Annotated in this window: 20 protein-coding genes; 17 read left to right on the top strand and 3 right to left on the bottom strand. The window is 36.4% G+C overall.

Annotated features, from left to right (window positions below):
• Positions 1–10 precede the first annotated feature (10 nt).
• The 4 genes from BUA72_RS18410 (at position 11) to BUA72_RS18395 (ending at position 4,009) form a co-directional block, all read left to right on the top strand.
• Positions 11–781: a sensor histidine kinase gene (locus BUA72_RS18410; RefSeq protein WP_034724302.1), complete on the top strand. Its 771-nt coding sequence runs from the start codon at positions 11–13 to the stop codon at positions 779–781.
• On the top strand, positions 778–1,422 hold the full coding sequence (locus tag BUA72_RS18405) for a response regulator transcription factor (protein ID WP_072924473.1): 645 nt from the start codon (positions 778–780) through the stop codon (positions 1,420–1,422). Before BUA72_RS18410 ends, BUA72_RS18405 begins: the two co-directional genes overlap by 4 nt.
• 665 nt (positions 1,423–2,087) lie before the next feature.
• Complete coding sequence (locus BUA72_RS18400) at positions 2,088–2,933, top strand: caspase family protein (RefSeq protein WP_047451094.1); 846 nt, start codon at positions 2,088–2,090, stop codon at positions 2,931–2,933.
• Between the two features lie 65 nt (positions 2,934–2,998).
• Positions 2,999–4,009 (top strand): trypsin-like serine peptidase, encoded by a 1,011-nt coding sequence (locus tag BUA72_RS18395; RefSeq protein ID WP_052202345.1) that lies wholly within the window; start codon positions 2,999–3,001, stop codon positions 4,007–4,009.
• A 176-nt stretch (positions 4,010–4,185) separates the two neighbouring features.
• Here BUA72_RS18395 and BUA72_RS18390 read toward each other — a convergent pair whose 3' ends face one another.
• Positions 4,186–4,584: a hypothetical protein gene (locus BUA72_RS18390; protein WP_072924470.1), complete on the bottom strand. Its 399-nt coding sequence runs from the start codon at positions 4,582–4,584 to the stop codon at positions 4,186–4,188.
• Between the two features lie 221 nt (positions 4,585–4,805).
• Between BUA72_RS18390 and BUA72_RS18385 the strand changes: the two genes are divergently transcribed.
• The 4 genes from BUA72_RS18385 to BUA72_RS18370 are packed head-to-tail and all read left to right on the top strand — an operon-like array spanning position 4,806 to position 6,705.
• The gene (locus BUA72_RS18385) at positions 4,806–5,315 is read left to right on the top strand and encodes a hypothetical protein (RefSeq protein WP_072924468.1); all 510 of its coding nucleotides are present in this window, start codon (positions 4,806–4,808) and stop codon (positions 5,313–5,315) included.
• Complete coding sequence (locus tag BUA72_RS18380; RefSeq protein WP_072924467.1) at positions 5,312–5,659, top strand: tRNA-binding protein; 348 nt, start codon at positions 5,312–5,314, stop codon at positions 5,657–5,659. The genes BUA72_RS18385 and BUA72_RS18380 overlap by 4 nt, the downstream gene beginning before the upstream one ends.
• A 14-nt stretch (positions 5,660–5,673) precedes the next feature.
• Entirely contained in the window at positions 5,674–6,375 is a 702-nt protein-coding gene (locus tag BUA72_RS18375; RefSeq protein WP_072924465.1) for a 3'-5' exonuclease, read from the top strand.
• 3 nt (positions 6,376–6,378) lie between these two features.
• Positions 6,379–6,705 (top strand): SUF system Fe-S cluster assembly protein, encoded by a 327-nt coding sequence (locus BUA72_RS18370; RefSeq protein WP_034724315.1) that lies wholly within the window; start codon positions 6,379–6,381, stop codon positions 6,703–6,705.
• 621 nt (positions 6,706–7,326) lie between these two features.
• Here BUA72_RS18370 and BUA72_RS18365 read toward each other — a convergent pair.
• Together BUA72_RS18365 and BUA72_RS18355 are read right to left on the bottom strand one after the other, a co-directional pair.
• The gene (locus BUA72_RS18365; protein ID WP_072924464.1) at positions 7,327–8,163 is read right to left on the bottom strand and encodes a sulfurtransferase; all 837 of its coding nucleotides are present in this window, start codon (positions 8,161–8,163) and stop codon (positions 7,327–7,329) included.
• Positions 8,164–8,356: 193 nt separating this feature from the next.
• A complete protein-coding gene (locus BUA72_RS18355; protein ID WP_072924461.1) occupies positions 8,357–9,205 on the bottom strand; it encodes a hydroxymethylglutaryl-CoA lyase in 849 nt (282 codons plus the stop codon).
• A gap of 924 nt (positions 9,206–10,129) precedes the next feature.
• On the opposite strand from BUA72_RS18355, the gene BUA72_RS18350 reads away from it, so the two are divergent.
• The 9 genes from BUA72_RS18350 (at position 10,130) to BUA72_RS18310 (ending at position 20,021) form a co-directional block, all read left to right on the top strand.
• Positions 10,130–11,854 (top strand): S41 family peptidase, encoded by a 1,725-nt coding sequence (locus BUA72_RS18350; RefSeq protein ID WP_072924459.1) that lies wholly within the window; start codon positions 10,130–10,132, stop codon positions 11,852–11,854.
• A gap of 37 nt (positions 11,855–11,891) precedes the next feature.
• Positions 11,892–12,089, top strand: a complete 198-nt coding sequence (locus tag BUA72_RS18345) for a FlmA family RiPP peptide (RefSeq protein ID WP_047451111.1) — start codon at positions 11,892–11,894, stop codon at positions 12,087–12,089.
• Between the two features lie 231 nt (positions 12,090–12,320).
• Positions 12,321–13,784: a FlmE/OhkG family radical SAM/SPASM peptide maturase gene (locus BUA72_RS18340; RefSeq protein WP_072924458.1), complete on the top strand. Its 1,464-nt coding sequence runs from the start codon at positions 12,321–12,323 to the stop codon at positions 13,782–13,784.
• A gap of 15 nt (positions 13,785–13,799) precedes the next feature.
• Positions 13,800–15,674: a S8 family peptidase gene (locus tag BUA72_RS18335; RefSeq protein ID WP_072924456.1), complete on the top strand. Its 1,875-nt coding sequence runs from the start codon at positions 13,800–13,802 to the stop codon at positions 15,672–15,674.
• A 5-nt stretch (positions 15,675–15,679) separates the two neighbouring features.
• On the top strand, positions 15,680–16,495 hold the full coding sequence (locus tag BUA72_RS18330) for a JmjC domain-containing protein (protein ID WP_047451117.1): 816 nt from the start codon (positions 15,680–15,682) through the stop codon (positions 16,493–16,495).
• Positions 16,492–17,055: a FlmC family 2OG-Fe(II) oxygenase gene (locus BUA72_RS18325; RefSeq protein ID WP_052202346.1), complete on the top strand. Its 564-nt coding sequence runs from the start codon at positions 16,492–16,494 to the stop codon at positions 17,053–17,055. Before BUA72_RS18330 ends, BUA72_RS18325 begins: the two co-directional genes overlap by 4 nt.
• Positions 17,052–17,312, top strand: a complete 261-nt coding sequence (locus BUA72_RS18320) for an acyl carrier protein (protein ID WP_047451121.1) — start codon at positions 17,052–17,054, stop codon at positions 17,310–17,312. The genes BUA72_RS18325 and BUA72_RS18320 overlap by 4 nt, the downstream gene beginning before the upstream one ends.
• Complete coding sequence (locus BUA72_RS18315; protein WP_072924455.1) at positions 17,296–19,656, top strand: outer membrane beta-barrel family protein; 2,361 nt, start codon at positions 17,296–17,298, stop codon at positions 19,654–19,656. Before BUA72_RS18320 ends, BUA72_RS18315 begins: the two co-directional genes overlap by 17 nt.
• Positions 19,653–20,021, top strand: a complete 369-nt coding sequence (locus BUA72_RS18310; protein WP_072924453.1) for a hypothetical protein — start codon at positions 19,653–19,655, stop codon at positions 20,019–20,021. The genes BUA72_RS18315 and BUA72_RS18310 overlap by 4 nt, the downstream gene beginning before the upstream one ends.
• Positions 20,022–20,026: the final 5 nt, after the last annotated feature.

Genomic DNA, 20,026 nt, shown 5'->3' with positions numbered 1-20,026 from the left:
CTTTTGAAGTATGGAAGAAAATAATTTGGTTATCACCTTTACCATTACTTTACTGATCGTTGTTTTGACGATGATCTTCATCTATGTGGTCTTTATCAAAAAGAAAACGACCCTTTTGATCGAGCAGAAAGAAAAGGATATGCGGTTTGAAAAAGAGCTGGCGACTTCGCAGGTTGAAATCAAAGAGCAGACACTCAACTATATCGGCCAGGAACTGCATGATGATGTGGGACAAAAACTTTCGGTGGTTCGATTAAGGCAAAATCAACTGATTTCCAAGCTTAAAAATGCAGAAAAAGAAGAACTGAACGAGTTGAGTGAGTTGTTGGGTGAATGCATTCAGGACATCAGAAATTTATCCAAAACACTGATTACTGAACAGATCATTCATTTCGGACTGACGGAATCTATTGAAAGAGAAGTTAAAAGAATACAGAAATTAAGATTATTAAAAATAGATTTCATCACCCAGAAACAGGATATTGATATCTCTCCCAAACACGGGCTGATTCTCTTCCGGATCATTCAGGAAAGCATTAATAATATCTTAAAACATTCCAGGGCTAAAAATGTGTCTATACAACTGGAAGATGATCATAACACATTACGAATCAACATTTCTGACAACGGAAAAGGATTTAACACCTCCAAGATACAGGACGGTTCGGGACTGAAAAATATGGAACTGAGAGCGAAACTTATTCACGCCGAATTTTCCATACAGTCGGAGCTTGATAAAGGAACACAGACCTCTATAACCTATTACAAACACATCATATGAAAACCATTCCCATAGCGATTGTAGATGACCATACTTTAATGTCCAAGGCATTGGAAAATATGATCATGGAAAACCCTCAGTACAGTGTGATCATGAATCATCCCAACGGAGAAGATTTTATTGCCGCCATAGAAAAAACCTCAGAATTACCCGCTGTAGTCCTGATGGACATCAATATGCCCTATAAAAACGGTATAGAAACCACAGAATGGCTAACCGAACATCACCCGAACATCAAAGTGATTGCCCTCACCATGGAAGATGACGAAAAAATACTCATCAAAATGCTGAAGGCCGGAGCAAAAGGCTACCTGTTGAAAGATATGCAGCCATCTATTTTATTCCAAGCCATAGATACGGTATTTGATAAAGGAAGCTTTTATACTGATTTTGTCGCCCAAAAATTATTGAAAGTAAGAACAGAAGACTTCAAAACAGCCTCTCTCCTATCCGAATTAAAAGACCGGGAAAAGGAATTTATCAAATGGGCCTGCAGCGAGCTTACGTACAAAGAAATAGCGGATAAAATGTTCCTAAGCCCCAAAACCATTGATGGCTACAGAGATTCCGTTTTCACCAAACTGGAAATAAAAAACAGGGTCGGCCTCGTTCTTTTTGCTTTAAAACATGACTTGTGCTGATTTTATCTTTCCTTTTAAACTAACATCGTCCAAAAACCATTATAACTTAATCACGCATCCGGTAGATTTTTACAATTTGCCGGATTTTTTCGTTCCCTTCCATTCGTCTTATTCCTAAAAGAAAGTGGCTACCAAGCTGAAGAAAAAAGCTTACTTATTTTTCCCTCCAAATACCCTCAATCATCTGTGTAAATCTGTGAAATCTGTGGTTAATTTTTAAAATTCAATTACAAAAAAGACGTGGCTCTTTTTTCTTACGCAAAGTTCGATTATAATGCTGTATAGTATTAGTTGAGCAAAGGAGGAATCAATTTCATTGATTCGACTAAGCGGACGTTTATCCATTCGCTTCATCAAGGACGCACTCAAAACCTTTGTATTCCTCAAAATTATACGCTTCCTAAATAAACCTTTGCGTTAAAATTAATTTTTTTCCTTAAAAAAACACCTAGAAACATCAACACAATCATCTGTGCAAATTCGTGAAATCCGTGGTTAAAAAAATCACTACAAATAAAAAAAGGTGTTTTACCTACCACATAATCAGTCCTTTCCCTCTGTTTTTGCTCTTTTTAATTATGGAATTTTGTCCTGTAAAACTAATCCATGAAGGCCGAACCCGAAAAGCCGAAACAGAGTAGGGACAATTTTAAAAACTAATCGAAATGAAAAAAGCACTCGTCGTAGGAATCAATGACTATGCACCTATAGGATCAGGAGGACCGGACTTAAACGGTTGTGTAAATGATGCCAGAGATATGGCCAACACTTTGGTAATTTGCGGATTTGCTCCAGCCAATATTAAAATTCTCACCAATCAGAATGCCAAAAGAGCCAATATATTAAACTACCTTAAAACACTGGTAAACAGCAGCGTAAAAGGAGATTCACTGGTCTTCTATTATTCCGGACACGGAACAAGGGTGGCCAATATCGGGGCAGATCTGGAAATAGACGGACTGGATGAGGCGATTTGTCCACACGATTATGCAAGCGCAGGAGTCATCCGTGATGATGATTTTAAAGCCGTACTCAGCAAACTTAAAGCAGGCGTCAATCTGGAAGTAATATTCGACTGCTGCCACTCAGGAACCGGAACCAGAAAACTGGATATCGGACTGGATCTGGAACTCTCTTATGAAGCGCCCCGTTTCATTCCGCCAATGCTCGAAGATGAATTTTATATGACTTACGCCAGCGAATTGCAGTCTTCCAAAAGTTCTAAAAAAATAACGACCATGACCAAAGCTCTTGTTCCTGTAGCCGGCCTCAATCATACGTTATGGGCTGCTTGCAAAGACAATCAGGTGTCTATGGAAGGAAATATGAGCGGGCAGATAAGAGGCTATTTCACCTATCATTTCTGTAAAGTCCTTCGTGCTACCAACGGAAATATTGTAAGAAAAACACTCGACAAACAGGTTGCAATGGCTTTAGCAGCAATGGGCGCCGCACAAGTCAACCAGACAGAAAGCATCACCGCAGAATTTTCTCAAAAAATATTCTCATAAAACCACTGGCGGAATCCGAAAAGCCATCCAAAGAGTAGGAAAAACTGATTAAAAACTCAATAATCATGTCTAAAACTGAAAATACACAACCAATGACGGCGGAAGAAGTGTCAAGACTTAAAACCGTTAAAGCAAAATCAACCGAAAAACTGGCGAATGCCGAAAAAACGACCAATCAGGGACCTGCCATGGAAACCATTGACGGACGGTCTTACCCAAAAGGAATGAAAACAGTCGGAATATCTGCCAATGAAAAGGCAGCAGAAGGAAAAGGCCTTGAAACCGATCACTTCTATCCTACTCATTCAGATTTTGAATATCAGCCCAAACTGGAAGCTAAAAAAGACCGCAAACCAAAATTCATTGAAAGAGAATCTTTCCTAACCACAGAAGGGGTAAAAACTATATTCGGTCCCGATCAGAGAAAAGTATATAATTCTACGGCTTACCCATGGCGATGCGTAGGAAAAGTAGAAAGCGCATTAGGCTCAGGAAGCGGAGTGATGATCGGTCCGAGACATCTTCTTACTTGCGCCCATATCGTAGACTGGAAGGCTAACAACAGCACTGGCTGGTTAAAATTTACACCAATGTATTACAACGGAAGTGCTCCATACGGAAGCGCGTGGGGAACATTGACTTATTACAAATACAAAGTAGCCGGACCTACCATTGATTCTACGGAAATTCAATATGACTATGTCGTGATTGTCCTGGACCGACGTATTGGAGACAACATAGGCTGGATGGGTGCAAAATCCTACACCGATGCATGGGACGGAAAACCTTACTGGACTCATGCGGGTTATCCGGGAGATTTAACCGGTGGACAGAGACCTACTTACCAAACAGACATTGCTTTAGATGGTGATTTCTGGAGTGCTGATGACAATGAAAGCATGAGCCACAAAGCAGACATCTGGCCAGGACAAAGCGGCGGACCATTCTGGGGATATTGGGATGGTATTCCTTACGCTGTAGCTACCCAAAGTGCCCACAATCCAAGTGAAAACTTTGCGAGCGGCGGTTCAGATCTCGTGAATCTCGTGATCAAAGCCCGAAATGAGCATCCTTAACCAATTTTTTTTCTTTATACGAAGAGCCTGATCCCAAGTCCAGGCTCTTTTTTTATGTACACTGTTTTTGTGAAGTATCTTTAAGTTTCATCGTTTAAAAAATCCAACGAAAACTCTTTGTTTTTTCAAAAGTGTCTTTTATCAATTCAAAACCTGTGGCTTATCAATATAATCTTTCATTGTAGAGAAATGTATTTATTTTCAGTATTAAAACTTTTAACATGTAAATCAGCTGTGGAGGAATCAAATAAAAGATTTTTTATAACACCAACTGTAAGTATCGTTAAAAGCAAGAGTAAAAAATAAACGAAAAAGTTTATCAATCGTTGTCTATTATCACCTTTAACAAAAGTCTTAAACCCTAAACCAGATATAACAATAATTACTGTAAATACGATGTAAGGAATTATAGATTCATTTAACTTAAAAAAGAAGAAGATTACTAAAATATCTACTAATGCAATGACCCAGTTTAATTTAAAAATTTTGGAAGGGAATATGTTTTTTTCCAACATCACAAAAATTGAATTTGAAAATATAATTATGAGTAATATTACCTGTAAGGCTGTATTCATATGTAAGAAAATAATTTTTAAAAATATAAAAAAAGAAAATATTCAAAAAAGAATAAAACTACATTATATTAAAATTGAATTCTTCAAAAAATTAAGAACAAGCAACTGAATTCTGGTATCTAGCACTCAATTTTGTCAATAAAAATCTCTTCTATTCTTTCACTTCAAAACACTACCAAAATTTTCAATATTTTAATACATTTGTTTAAAACATATTCTGAATGAATTTCGAGCAGATCAATTTACATCTTGAGGCTTACAAAGAACACGACCAGATCCTGGATGCCGCGAAATTTCTAATCCATTCTTTTGAACTGGAACATGAAAATTTTGCCGGTTTTGGTTTTAGGGAAGAACTCTCGCCTACCTCTATGCTTTTAACGGCTGAAGGAGAATTGGGAGGGCCTCAAAAAGTAATGATCCCGAGGAATTTATTTGATTTTGATCTCAATCTCGTCCTGAATATGGTGGCCCACGAAATGCTTCATGTACGGCAAAAAGCTCCCGGACAAGTCATTGAAGATAAAAATGAGCGGGAATTCCAGGCGTATTATGAAATGCTTTTCCATAAAGTTTTTCCGCAGGTTCCGGAAGTTTCGGATTTTCACAAAAAATTCTTTGGAAATAAAGCCTTGGAATATTACAGAAGAATGGGCGAAGGATCAGAACTGCAACAAAAATATGCAGAAGGAAAAACAGAAGTAGAACACTTAATCAATTCATTATCATGACGATAAAACCGGAAATATCCTGGACAGACTTTGAGAAAATAGATATAAGATGCGGAACCATAGTTTCCGCCAATGATTTTGAGAAAGCAAGAAACCCTTCTTATCAATTGGAAATCGATTTCGGAGACCTTGGCATTAAACAGTCTTCAGCACAGATCACTTCTCTTTATCAGAAAGAAGACCTTGTAGGAAAACAGGTAATGGCTGTCGTGAATTTCCCCAAAAAACAGATCGCTAATTTCTTCAGCGAATGTCTGGTTTTGGGCGTTTATGGAGAAGATAAGAAAGATGTTACGCTTTTGGCACCATCCCTTCCGGTAAAAAACGGAATGCAGGTAGGATAAAAACACAAACACATATGATACAGCACATTCCATTAGAAAAAGTTTTATTCCTTGATATTGAGACCGTTCCGGGATCCGGTTCGTGGGACGAGCTTCCTGAAACCGAACAGAAACTTTGGGACAAGAAAACCAGATTTCAGAGAAAAGATGAGGTAACCGCTGCAGAATTTTATGACCGGGCAGGAATTATGGCCGAGTTTGGAAAGATAATCTGCATCACAATCGGAATGGTGGAAAAGAATGACAAGTTAAAAATTAAAAGCTTTTCGGGCCATGATGAGAAAAAAATGCTTCAGGAATTCGGGGAGCTCTTCAACAGTCCAAGGCTGAACAACATTATTCTCTGTGCCCACAACGGAAAAGAGTTTGATTTTCCATGGATCGCCAGACGCTTCCTCATCAATGGAATGCAGCCTCCGGTTCCGTTTCAGATGTTTGGAAAAAAGCCTTGGGAAATCCCGCATATCGACACCATGGAGCTCTGGAAATTCGGGGATTATAAAAGTTTTGTTTCCCTGGAATTGCTGGCTCATGTCTTCGGAATTCCCACGCCCAAAGATGATATAGACGGTTCAATGGTTTCATCAATCTACTACATAGAAAAAGACTTGGAACGAATTGTGAACTATTGTGAAAAAGATGTCTTAACTTTGGCAAATGTTTTCCGGCGGATGCGTCAGGAAGATTTGTTGAAAAGGAATATCAATCTAGATTAAAAAATGAAATTTACAGACGATCAAATTGCTGACATTGGTGAGGAAATCATCAGGGTCTTAAAATCCGTATACGACCCAGAAATTCCGGTAGATATTTACGAATTAGGCCTCATCTATGATGTACAGATCTCCGAGGAGGGCGATGTAAAGATTATCATGACCCTTACTACCCCAAACTGCCCGGTTGCAGAATCTCTGCCACAGGAAGTAAAAGACAAGACAGGAGAAGTGGAAGGCGTGAAAAGCGTAGATTTAGAGCTTACTTTCGAGCCTAGCTGGAACAAGGATATGATGAGTGAAGAAGCAAAATTCGAATTAGGAATGCTTTAAATTGAGGTAAGGAAGATGGAAGCAGGAGGATGGAGGTTTTGGAACGTCATACAATCACTCTTCTTTCCATATGAAACTTCTTGTTTACATCAAATACAATACAAAACCCGGAAAATTTCCGGGTTTTTCTGTTTTATATAAATACGTTTTTCTTTTGTAATGTTTTATAAAGGGAAGCAATATCATTGATTCTGATGAAGGGAATGAATATCCCTTACGTGTTTTAAAATTTCACGCAGATGAATCAGATGAGGCAGATTTTTACTTCTTTAATCTGCTTAATCCATATCATATGCAAGAGAAAAAATTCAAACCATTAATGAGATGAGCGAAGTATGATTCACTGGAGATTCTGATAGGACTGCATCCTATCTTGGGTTAAATCGCCACCTTGTGGCTGGTGTTTCTCAGCAGTTTTAACTTATGATTTCTTAACTATTCTTGTTCTATTCAATTACCTTAATGTTTAAGCGAGAATATGAATCTGTTCCATCAGCTCAATCAGCGGGACTAAAAAACAATCATCATAAAGTTTAAAATCAAACTACCATAAATAAATGACAAAATTTTTAAGATAAGGCTACCAGTAACTTCCAGCCTCCCGCTTCCATCTTCCTGTCTTTAAACTTCTCTCGCTATCTCCTTTCCTTCCCTCCTGCTCCATTCGCTCCACGAGCCTACATAAAGATCCGGAATAGGAAAACCCGCATAATTCAGGGCTAAAATAGTATGACACGCCGTCACACCAGACCCGCAATGGATGATAAGATGCTGAGGTTTATCTTTTAAAAATTCTGTATATTTTTGTTTTAAAACTTCAGGTTTCAGGAAGTTTCCGTTCTCATCCAGGTTTTCAGAAAAAGGAATATTGATGGCTCCCGGAATGTGTCCGGCTACGAGATCAATAGGTTCAGATTCACCATTATAACGGTAAGCATCTCTTACATCGACCACTGTTGAAGAATGGCTTAGTAGTTCATTTTCAACACCTTCTAAAGCTTTAACCGGAAGAAGCCAACTTTCTCTTTTAACGACAGAAGATTTTTCAAAAGATTCTTCGCCAGATGAAAATTCTAATCCGCTTTTCTCAGCAGCCTGAACTCCCCCATCCAGAACCTGAACATTTTTAAATCCGAAAGACTTCAACATCCACCAGGCTCTTGCTGCTGCATTAGCTCCGTTTTTATCATCATATATCACGACATGGGAATCTTCTGAAACGCCAAGATTTGAAAGCGTTTGAGCAAATTTTGTGATATCAGGAAGCGGGTGTCTTCCTCCAAAAGCCGCATCTTCACCAATCTCAGCCAGATCTTTATCCAGATCTATAAAACGGGCTCCTTTGATGTGCTTTTCAAGGTAAGTTTGATGGATATCTTTTCCTACTCTGGCATCAAGGATGATGAGGTTTTCAGCTGAAAGATTTTTTAATTCGGATGATGAGATGATGGGTGACATTGTTGGTGATTTTTGGGTTAAATGATAGGTTTTGGCTAAAGCCGGTTGATTTTTTAATACAGGAGAGCGGGTTAAAACCCGCTCCTATTGATTTATTTTGTCTCGCAGATTGCACAGATTATGCAGATTTTTATGCTTTAAAAACAATTCTATCAGCTTTATCTGTCTTATCTGCGCGAGCTTTATTTTTTATTTAAAAATGAAAAATATCCTTCGCCTTATTATATGAGCTTTCAAAATTCAGCAGATTCAGTTTGTGTTCTGCTTTTTCTACGCTCATAAAATTGATAACCTGTTCTGTAGGCATATTTCCTACCAGATCATCTTTGGCCATAGGACAGCCTCCAATACCTTTAATAGCACTGTCGAATCTTCTGCAGCCTTTATCATAAGCCGCTTTCAATTTTGAGTAAGAATCTTCGTACCGGTTATGGAAATGTCCTCCGAAATTGATTTCAGGGTATTTTGACGGAATTTTTTCGAATAAAAGCGCAATGGTTTCTGGAGTTGCAACCCCTGTCGTATCAGACAGAAGCACATCCTTGATTCCGATTTCTGAAAACCTTTTGGCCCAGAAATCTACATCTTCCCACTTCCACATTTCGCCATACGGATTTCCGAAAGCCATGGAGAAATAAATATTCAGCTGTTTTCCTTCACTTTTAACCAGTTCAAGCATTTTAATGATCTCAGCAAAAGCCTCTTCCTGGTTTTTGTTGGTATTCCTGTGCTGGAATGTTTCCGAAATAGAAAACGGAAACCCTAAAATATCTACCGTCTGATGTTTTAGAGCTTTTTCGGCACCGCGGTAATTTCCGATGATTGCGGAAACCTTTGTATTGGATAAAGATTTATCAATATTTTCGGCAACCTCATCAGAATCAGCCATCTGTGGAATTGCTTTCGGGGAAACAAAACTCAGACAGTCCAATACATCAAAGCCAACCTCCATCAGAGAGTTGATGTAATCTATTTTTTTGCCGGTAGGGATAAATTCTCCCCAACCCTGCATGGCATCTCTAGGACATTCAGTAAGAAACATTTTAACTTTTTGATTTTCTCAAATATAATAAAACTAAACAAGTTTATATACGGTACATACAAATCTAACATTAATTTGATTTTCAAATATTTATAACCGATTCAAAATTTCGATAACTGATATTCAATTGTAATAATATATGTTGAGCATCCCATCTGTCTAGCTTTTACAAATAATGAGAGCTTGAATGTCCGTTTGATTTTAAGTACAAATCCGTAGAAAATATGTTCATGAGTTATATTTTTATTTGTAATAATTAAAAATTAAAATCTTTACTATTAAATTTCAAAGATAATCAGACTCGCAACACTGGCCGCGACCTACCACACCACATGGTGAAATAATATTTATCTGTCTGCCCAATCCTATACACCTATTTTATTGCCCGAACTAAGAACATTTAACAGGATTTATCCAAAATAAACTATGTTCAATTAATAGAAAAAAATAGTAGAAATAAAGACGAAAAAAAACCTCCATTTTATAAATTTTCTTTGCTTCAGAAATTTCCCGATTCCCTTTCAGATATTCAAAAAAAAACAAATAATTCTAATTATTGAAATCTCTTATTTTTTTAGGTGAAAATGATTTCTAAAATATTATTATTTCCATTTTTTAGTTAAAAAAATCAATCACTCTTTTCTTTGACATTAAAAACAAATAACTCTAATTTTTCTTTTTCAAAAAACAATTATATCACATCCGATTGATTTATTAAAATTAAATAATGAATTAATAAATATCTCAGTAGCCCTTTAAATACTGAGTTTAACATAATAAAAAAAATCCCTTCCAATTGATTTATCTTATTACATTTGTCAATATCGATGTTCAGACGTAAAGAAAAAACGTCAAACATTACGATATTCATTAGGATATTGGGAACTGATTCAATTATGCTGATTAAAAATTTATTTTGTTTTTATGAATACTTTGGTCAAGAATTTTATTTTACTTCTGTTTCTGTTTCGATCATCGTTTGGGTATTCTCAAAACAGTTTCGCTTATCTTGAAAAAAAGACCGATACATTATATTATTTAAAGTCAGGATATACCAATTACAATATCCCAAGCGTAGAAGATTTCAACATCAACGGAGGGACATTTAATTTACTTAATCAAAAAACTATTGTATTAGACAAAAACATTAATACTATTCCTACATTGGGCAGAAAGCCAAACATAAAATTTCAATTACTGACTAAGAATATCAAGCAGATTGCTTTATCCGATGTAAAAAGTAAAAAAGTTCTCCTCAGTATTTCGCCTAAAGACGGAATAACTGAAATTGACACTCCTTTTGAAGATATTGGAAGCATTGATGCAGAAGTCATTAAAGCAAATAATGACGGTGCTGTCTGTGAAATAAAAAATGTATTTCTGGGGTATACTACAATCAATAAAAAAGAATTTACACCGAATACGCTGTCTGGGAACAGGCTGGGAATACCATATGATTCTTATGGGCTGTATAAATATTACCCCGAATTTGATAAGGAGGAAGACAATAAAGGCACGCTCTATTTTGGGCTGAAAGATAAAAACAGATCTATCTATAAAGACCTGGATCATCTTACCGCTGTTATCGAAAAAAATTATCCTTTTTATGGTAAAAGAGAGATAGGCAAACAGGTTAATAAGCCTATAGATACGGCTAAGGGCGTGTGTAATTATATCTCAGAGCTCAACAGTTATTTTCGTGCGAAATTTAACGATCCTCATTTTTCTGTAAAAGACAATGAGTGCCCGTCTAAAAATAAAAATACACCCATCCTGATTTATAAAATTGGCAGGGCTTATAAAATCTCCGGAATTCTGGATGACAGTTTAGGTCAAAAAATGAGTTTGGGAGAAACGATTATTGCGATCGATGGAGAAAGGATAAAAAGACTCTCTGATGAAAAGGTCAATGAATTACTGAAAAAGGCACCGAATGACACTACAAAATTAGAGATTGAAGATATAAACGGAAAGAGAAAAAAAATAGATTACGCTCATCATAACACGTATAAAGTTCCCTCCAATTTCACTCAAAAAACACAGTTTTCAACCATTGGAGACAGTATAGCTTATCTGAAGCTGAAGCATATTGATAAGGAATCATTATATGAGTTGATGGCTAGTAAAGAGCAGCTTAAAAACAAAAAAAAACTGATTTTGGATTTGCGGAATAATGGTGGCGGAGATTTTTTAATAGGTGCGCAGATTCTGTCTCAGTTTATCAACAGTGAATTCACTTATTATCAGCTCAAAGATAAATTTTCGGATACCATCGATCAGGTGATTGTTGATGATAAGAAACTGGCATTCGGGATCTCTCCACAATTGGAAATAAGAGTGCTCGTGAATAAATCTACCTCCTGTGTTTCTGAGCTGATTGCGTACAACTTAAAAAAGTACTCGAAAAATGTGAAAATCATTGGGATAGAAAATACGGCAGGTGCTCTTTCGGTTCTGTATGAAGTTTTTTTAGAAAAGAACAACCATATTAAATTCAGAACCAATGCTTTTAGCAGAAGTAAAATAATGCTGGACGGAAAAAGTATCGAAGGAAAAGGAATACAACCGGATATTCATGTGAATATCAAAAATGTAAAAGATCTGCAGCCTTATGAGGATAAGGTTTTAATAACGGCTATTTCGAAATAAGCATAAACTTTTATTAACAAATTTCAAAAATTAAAAAATGAAAACAGAAATTAACACTCCAGAAAACGTACAAAACGTACAAATTGAATTAGAAAAAACAGAATTGGTAAAGCCAACTCCAATCGACACTATGCTGTCTAACGAGGTTGAAGCTTTATGCGAATCTTTCGGATGTGGTTACAATGCTGCTAAAGGGAGCGGAGATACTACAGAAGATACAGATATCTTATTCTAAAAAGGTCCAGAGGCATTTAGCAATGCTAAATGCCTCTTTCTTATTCTTGTCAAGATACCAACTTATTTAATTTACAGGAGCAGGAAAGACGGCGCAAAGCAGCCCTATTTCTATGCCCCTTCATTAGGATTATGGTGATGGAACGGGCTATAAAAAGCGATCCAACGAAGTATTCTATAATTGATTTTATTGACCAATATTTAGCTTGTTAAATCTTTAATTCTAATAATTATGATTTTAAAACTCAAAACAAATCCCTACAATTTTCTTATTCCCGTTAAAGAAGAAAATCAGATTATATTATACAATTCTCTTACGAGCGGACTGGAAATACTGAATTTCGAAAGCGGACAGTTTCTCCTGGAAAAAAGCCAGTATTCTTTCTTTGAATACGATGATCAAAAAGAAAAACACAATGAACTTATTACTTATTTATACGATAAAGAATATTTAATAGATCATGATAAAGATATAAAGACATTATTCTCCCGTTATACGGATGAGAACCAATATAAGTTTGCCAAGACCATTAACCTTACGATTGGCACTACCATCACCTGTAATATGGGATGCTCTTACTGTTTTGAATTTGTAAAACCTAACCATACCTTAAAAGACGATAAGGTAAAAAAAGGGATCAAAGACTATATCGAAGATTTAATTTTAAAATCCGGAAAAAATATTGAAACCCTATCCATAACCTGGTATGGAGGTGAACCGTTGATTAACGTAAAAGCAATAGAGGATCTTACCGTAAGCCTCACAGAGGTGGCCCGGAAACACAATCTCACCTATGTTTCCAATATCATTACCAATGGGATCTATCTGACGGAAAAAAACATAAAAATTCTTGAAGACTGCCAGGTACACAATGTACAGATCACGATAGACGGAGCCAAAGAAACCCACGATAAAAAAAGACCTTTAAAACAGGTTAACAAAAAGAATTACGAGGTTATTTTAGAAAACCTTTCTAAAGTTCCACTTGAGTCAAAAATAAATTTCCTGATCAGGGTAAATGTTGATAAAGAAGTTGCGGCTTCCATAGACGAGTTTTTAGATGACCTGAACGGTTTCGGGATCTGGCCACAAAGATTCAGGAAAGTTTCTTTTGACCCCGCGTGGTTAAGAACATACGACGAGATCGATACTTCAGAGGAAGAACTGGACAAAAGAATGAATCTGGATGAATTTTTTGATTTTAAAATGAGTTTCAGAAAAAACATCATGAACAGGTTTAATGCATGGAGCGACCGTACAGAACTAAAAATAAAGTCAAAATTAAAATGGGATCTCCCTACCTATCAGACCACCTGTGCCACATGGGCGTCTCCAATAAGTATGACCATAGATCCTAACGGATACATCCATAAATGCTGGGAAACCATTCACGATGATTCTCAGGCACCTGCCTCTGTATTTGACGGCTATAATGCTGAAAAATTCACCAAACATTCTTCGTTTAACAGATTCAGTCACAATGAGGTATGCACCAATTGCAAAATTCTGCCTATCTGTGATACCATAACCTGCTCACACGAAGCCATAAAAGCTAATGTCCCGGTATGCAGCTCGTGGAAATACAAACTGGAAGACTACCTTAAAGAACAGTATATCAACATGCTGTACTCTCCGGAAACTATTTCCCGACCACAGGTATTTACTTTAGAAAACACAGGACACTCTGCAAAATAAACATTGTAAAGATTTATGACTATCGGTATTATTGATACGGGAGTAGACTATACCCATCAAAGACTTAAAATGTGCACCATCAACGGGATTACTTTATTTAAGGATTCCCAGGGCAATATTATTACAAAAAACAAAGATTTCAGTGACCATAAAGGACATGGTACGGGTATAGCCTCTATCATTAATTCACACTTAAAGTCATGCAGTATATACGTTATCAAACTGGACTCCCACAACAGCTTCATTTCGGAAGATCTTCTGACGGAAGCCATATTTCAGATGATAGAAAGTAATGTAAACATTATTAATATCAGCATGGGCATTAATTCAGAAATCATTCCTGAAAGAATGCAAAAAGCAGTCAATACCTGTCACGAAAAAGGAATTCCTATTTTTGCGGCCAACTATTATGATGCTACCAAACAGTGCTTTCCGGCTAATTTTTCCACTACCTTTTCAATAGGGACAGGGTATATCAAGGAAAAGCAAAAGTTTAAAGTGCTTAATAATGACTTTGACATTATCGCTAAAGGAGGATTTCAGAGAGTGGCCGTTCCTGATCATTCTTTTGCATTCAGTGTAGGAACCAGCCTTGCGACGGCCCATATTACAGGAATTGTCTGCAATGCCTATACAAGAAATGAATGGAAAACAATTCCGGATCTTAAAAAATGGCTTAAAGACAATTCTGATGAAAGTATTTTCAGCCTAACCAAGCACGATACCGCAGTAACCCGTAATTTATTAAGTATAAGAGAATACATTAAGGAAGATATTAAAGCATTAGACAGCCTGTTAAAGCCCTCAGAAAAGATAAAGAAAACAGCTTTGTTTCCATTTGATGAGAAAGAAATACAGTCCATCATCGAAAACAGAGAACATGCTGAGTATGAAGTGTCTTTAATTATAGATACACCAAGAAACATCATCAATAAAGAAAAAAATACGGGCGAAATTCCGTTAAAGAAAAAACTTGAAGAAGATGATTTTTCTCTATTCGACACCCTTATAACAGGATATTTTAATGATTTAAAGGATGAAGTGAATACGCTCTTCGGATTGAATCTCATCAGAGAGTGTCTGCGAAGAAATAAAAATTTCATTCTGTGGGATCATTCGGTAAAGGATATTATTAAAACGCTTATTAAAAACGAAAATATAGACTATACAGGAGAGATCTTTTTAACGCATATTGATAACAGGATAAAGAAGAAGATTTATGCCAATATTTCTTCCTCTTTTGAAACCACAATCCCTTCGATATGTGTCATAGGAACCAATAGCAGACAGGGGAAATTTACCACGCAGCTGCAGGTGAAAAAGATTCTTGAGCGTAATAATTACAGGGTATCATTTATTTCAACAGAGCCTCAGGGTGCTGTTTTGGGTGCTGATTCCGTTTTCCCGTTCGGACATAAAAGCTCGGTGAATATAGATGCTGAAGAATGGTATCATGTTATTAATGCTTTAAAAAACTATTCAAAACAGAAAAAAAATCCGGATGTGCTCATTACAGGAATACAAAGTGGAATTATTCCGAAATATCCGGTATATGCCAGTAAACTTCCTGAAAAACTGATTTATACAAATGCTTTTTATCCTGATGCCCTTATTTGTACAATCAGTCCGGACGACACCCTCGATTTTATAGAGAAAACAACCTCTGCCGTAAAGTCTTACAACTTTTGCGAAGTGCTTTTTTACTGTCTTACCCCCTGGGTGATAAAGCATGAAAAAGGGATCACTTTAAAAGTCAAGCTTTCACCGGAAGAGTATGAAGAAAGATTACATTTTTTCACAGAGAAGCTCAACAGACCGGTTATTGATATAAAAGATGAAAAAAACTCAGATCTGATCATCAGGCAGATTCAAAACTATTTTAAAAAATAAAAACCATGGATTACACTATTTTTTTTGACCAGATAAAGGACCTATTGCCCAAAATAGAAATCAATAACTCATCGGATCTTACAGAATCCGAATTCAAAATAAAATATGGCTATCCTGAAGTTCCGGTACTGCTGAAATCCAGATTCAATGATCTGCACCAAAGCGTCAATTTCGGAGAATTGGATGAAAAGTTTCATTCCAAAGAATGGAATTTTGATTCCACGACAGGAAAAGCAGAAGCGAAAATGTCTTTAGAAGACTATTTCCTGAAAGAAACGACTGAATATTATCTTAAAACGAATATAAGGGATCTGGACTTTAAAATAGATTACCCGAGCCTTTTTAAATGCTGGTATAAATCCTACCCTACGGAAAAGGAGAAAAAGGAGCTGGTATGGCTTTACTACGGAAACAAAAACACCTTTACCAATATCCATACAGACATTTGGAAATTCAATTCCTGGCTGCTGTTGCTGAAGGGTAAAAAGCTGTGGTTTATTTATCCGAAAGCGTATAATTCCATTATTAAAGAGCATAAAGAAAAGTATGGGATTGATCATATTGAAACGCTTATGAATGGAAGCATCAAGCCTTTTATTGCGGTTCAGAATCCGGGAGAAATGATGTATGTTCCAAGTGACACTTTTCATTTTGTCATCAATCTGGAAGCCTCGCTGGCCTACACCGGAAATTTTATGAATGAGACCAATTATGAAAATGTAAAACAGTATTTCGCAAAATCTGAGAACTCCAATAATAAAAAGTTCATCAACAGTATTATCTCCACAGGAATGACTCACTTAAAAATAAAAAATCTATGAAACTCAGACAGGAAATAATAGATCGTAAAAATGTGTATATCATTGATGATATACTGACGGAAAACGAGGTGAATTCATTTCACAAATTTGCATCTTCTTTAAGCTATGCGAGAACAGAAAAAAGCATTCAGGTGGATCAGTTTCCAAAATATGTTGTGAATTTTGAGCCTGAAAAATTTGAAAACACCACTTTTCTCGGGAAAAAATCTAAAGAACTTCTTGAAAAATTTGTTGAAGATTCTCAGGACTACAAGGTGTTCAGGGCCTATATCAATCTGTCTCTTTACGGAGATGTGGAGTTTCCTCACAGAGACTGTCCTGACGGGCGCGGAGACATCACCATCCTTTATTACATCAACGAATACTGGGAAAAAAACTATGAAGGGGAAACTATTTTTTATTCTGAAGGAGATTCAAAATTCTGTGTTCTTCCGAAGCCGGGAAGATTTATCGTTTTCAATGGAGATGTGGAGCACAAAGGAGGCCTTCCATCCAGAATATGCAAAGTACCGAGATACACATTAGCTATAAAATACTGTTATAAAAACTTAGAACTATGATGGACAATGTAGAACAAAAAGTAAGTGAGATCCTGAGAACAATCACTGGTGAAAATCAGTTATTTAATGATCTTACTGATGAAGAAAAAATTCAAATGCTGCCTTCTGAGTCTATGCTTACCTTACAGTTTGTAACTTATCTGGAGGAGGAATTTGATATAGAATTTGATGATGAAGAACTGGATATTTCCTTCTTCGAATCATTTGAGAATGTTATCAATGCGGTTACGAATCATGTGAATGAAAAAATTGCCTAAATCCTTCTTTTTCTGTTTCCTTTTTCTGGGAATATCCTTTCATGCCCAATACTCTGTTTCAGGGACTGTGACAGACGGATCATCCAATACAATTTCAGATACACCGCTGTTTCTGAGAGCAAAGGGTGATTCTTCAATTGTTGCCAACGCTACGACAGCAGGCGACGGAAGGTATATTTTCAAAAACATACCCAAGGGAAATTATATCCTTCAGGTCCTGTATCCAAAACAGGATCAGTTCAGGAATATAACTTTGGAAAAAAATACGCAGCTGGATTTTTTGGTAAAAGCTGAAAAGGAAACGGCTATTGAAGGCATTGTCATAACCTCTCAACGTAAATTTATCACAAGAGAACTTAATAAAACAACCATTAATATCTCAAATTCAATCTATAAATCCGGGGACAACGGATACACCCTGATGAATGTGATTCCGGGTGTCAACGCCAATATAGCCAATGGTATACAGTACCGTGGGCAGCAAGGGGTATCGGTATACATCAACGGGACCAAAGTAAGAATGTCCGGAGCCCAGCTGCAGAACTATCTGAAGAGCGTTTCTTCTGCATCCATTGACAAAATTGAATTTACTTCAGAAACAGGAGCTGAATTTGAAGGGGATGAAAAAAACGCAGTGGTGAATATTATTCTCAAAAAAAATTATAATTACGGACTGAGCGGATATGTTTATCAAAACACCCAGCAGCACAGATATACAAGTCTGTCCTCCGGGTTCGGCCTTAATTATAAGACGAATAAGCTGAACTATTTCATCAGTCATAATAATTATTTTGGCAAAAGCTACTCTGACAATGATGAAACCCAGCGCTATTTAAGTTCCGGATTATCAACTGTTCAGAAAGAGAAATATATAGAAAAACCTACTTATAATGACTTTAAATTCGGAATAGATTATGAACTGTCGTCACGACAGGTTTTAGCCGCCGATTACACCTACTCGATCAATAAAACCACCTCATCAGGAAAAACGGATCTGGCCTATATCCGTAATGCTATGGATTCCCTGGATTATATCAGTAATGATAAAAAAATCAATGTAAAAAATCATTTATTCAATATAAGCTATAAGAACAAACTGGATACGCTGGGAAGTAAGCTTGAAGCCGGGTATAACTATATCGGATATTTCAACACCTCCTTTTCGGGTATAGCATCTTCTTATTTTACAGATGTGAATACGGAAAGAAGACCTTCGGATCTTCTTTCCATCAATAATCCACTTGATATCAATCTGCATATAGGATATGCCGATCTCAGCTATGTACTGAATGGAAATAATAAAATCCAGCTAGGCACAAAATACAGTTCCTCTACAAGTAAAAATGAAATTGAGTATTCAGGCCGGTATCAAAGTTCAAATTATACCTATAAAGAGCGTATTTTTTCAATGTATTCATCTTATCAGGGTAAAATAGGGTCATTTATATTCAATGCTGGAGGAAGACTGGAGCATACACAATACAATGGAGAGGATTATTTTTCAAATTATAAAATCTCGGCGGACCGGTGGAATTTTTTCCCCTCCGTATTTGTTCAGAAAAATCTGAAGAATGGCAACATCAATATGTCATACAACAGAAAGATAAGCCGTCCTTCTTTTCAATTGTTAAATCCGTTTAAAGATATTGAAGATACCCGTTTTATCAATGTTGGGAACCCTTCATTAATGCCTTTCTTTAAAAACAGCTATAAGATCTCTTACCTGCTGAACAACAAATATTCTTTTGATGTAGGATACAGCACCACAAAAGGAGCGATCAATGAAGTATATTATTTAGATCCGATAGAAAATATCACGTATAAAACCTACGCGAACTTAAATAAAGAAAAGGAAGTGTATTGGAACGTATTCATTCCGGTAGATATTACAAAATGGTTTAAACTTAATATTTTCACCAGCAACAGCTATAAGGAATTAATGACCGGTAATGAAAAAATAACCTTACTGTCGCCTTATTATTCTTTATCGGCCAAGCTTACCCTTCCTTCGAAATATTATTTGGATATCAATTATGATTATAAAGGCAAATCACTGTGGAACAAATATTTCCTGGAAAGCCAGCAAAGTTTGAATTTCACTTTGAGAAAGTCCTTTTTTAATGATGCTTTCTCTTTGAGCTTTGATGCCTCAGATCCCTTTCGTTTAAGAAAAATCAAAATTAATATTTCGGAAAGTGATTTTACAAGAAACATCATCAACAGGCTGCCTACTACATTTTATTCGCTTAGTATGACGTATAATTTTAACTACGGCAAAAAAAACACCCAAAGAGAACAGTTTGACAATACAAACGAAGAACAACAAAAAAGACTAAACAAATGAGACATCTGACGACAGTAATTACGGTAGTATTCCTGTGCTTTTTCAGCACATCATTCATTGATCAGCAGAATCAGTGGGAAAACGAAATCACAGAATGCGGCTTAAGAATGAAGTTTGTAAAGCTCCGCAAAACCCAGGAGTTTGAAGTACCCTGCCAATCTCAGACAAAGAAATTTGCGATAGAGTACCAGCTGAATAATGAAAAGGTAAAACTGAATTTTTATAACAAAAACAAACAGCTTTTACAAAGTACTGAACTAAGCGGAAACTCAAAAAAAGAAATCTCACTGGACTATAGCGGAAGTTTTGTGGTGCAGATCAGCTCTAAAGGAGGTACAGGATCTGTTTTGATCAAAGCCAATTAAAACCC

Origin of the sequence: Chryseobacterium sp. OV279 (assembly GCF_900128945.1) — a bacterium.
Taxonomy (GTDB): Bacteria; Bacteroidota; Bacteroidia; order Flavobacteriales; family Weeksellaceae; genus Chryseobacterium.
This window is presented reverse-complemented; position numbering and strand designations above follow the sequence as displayed.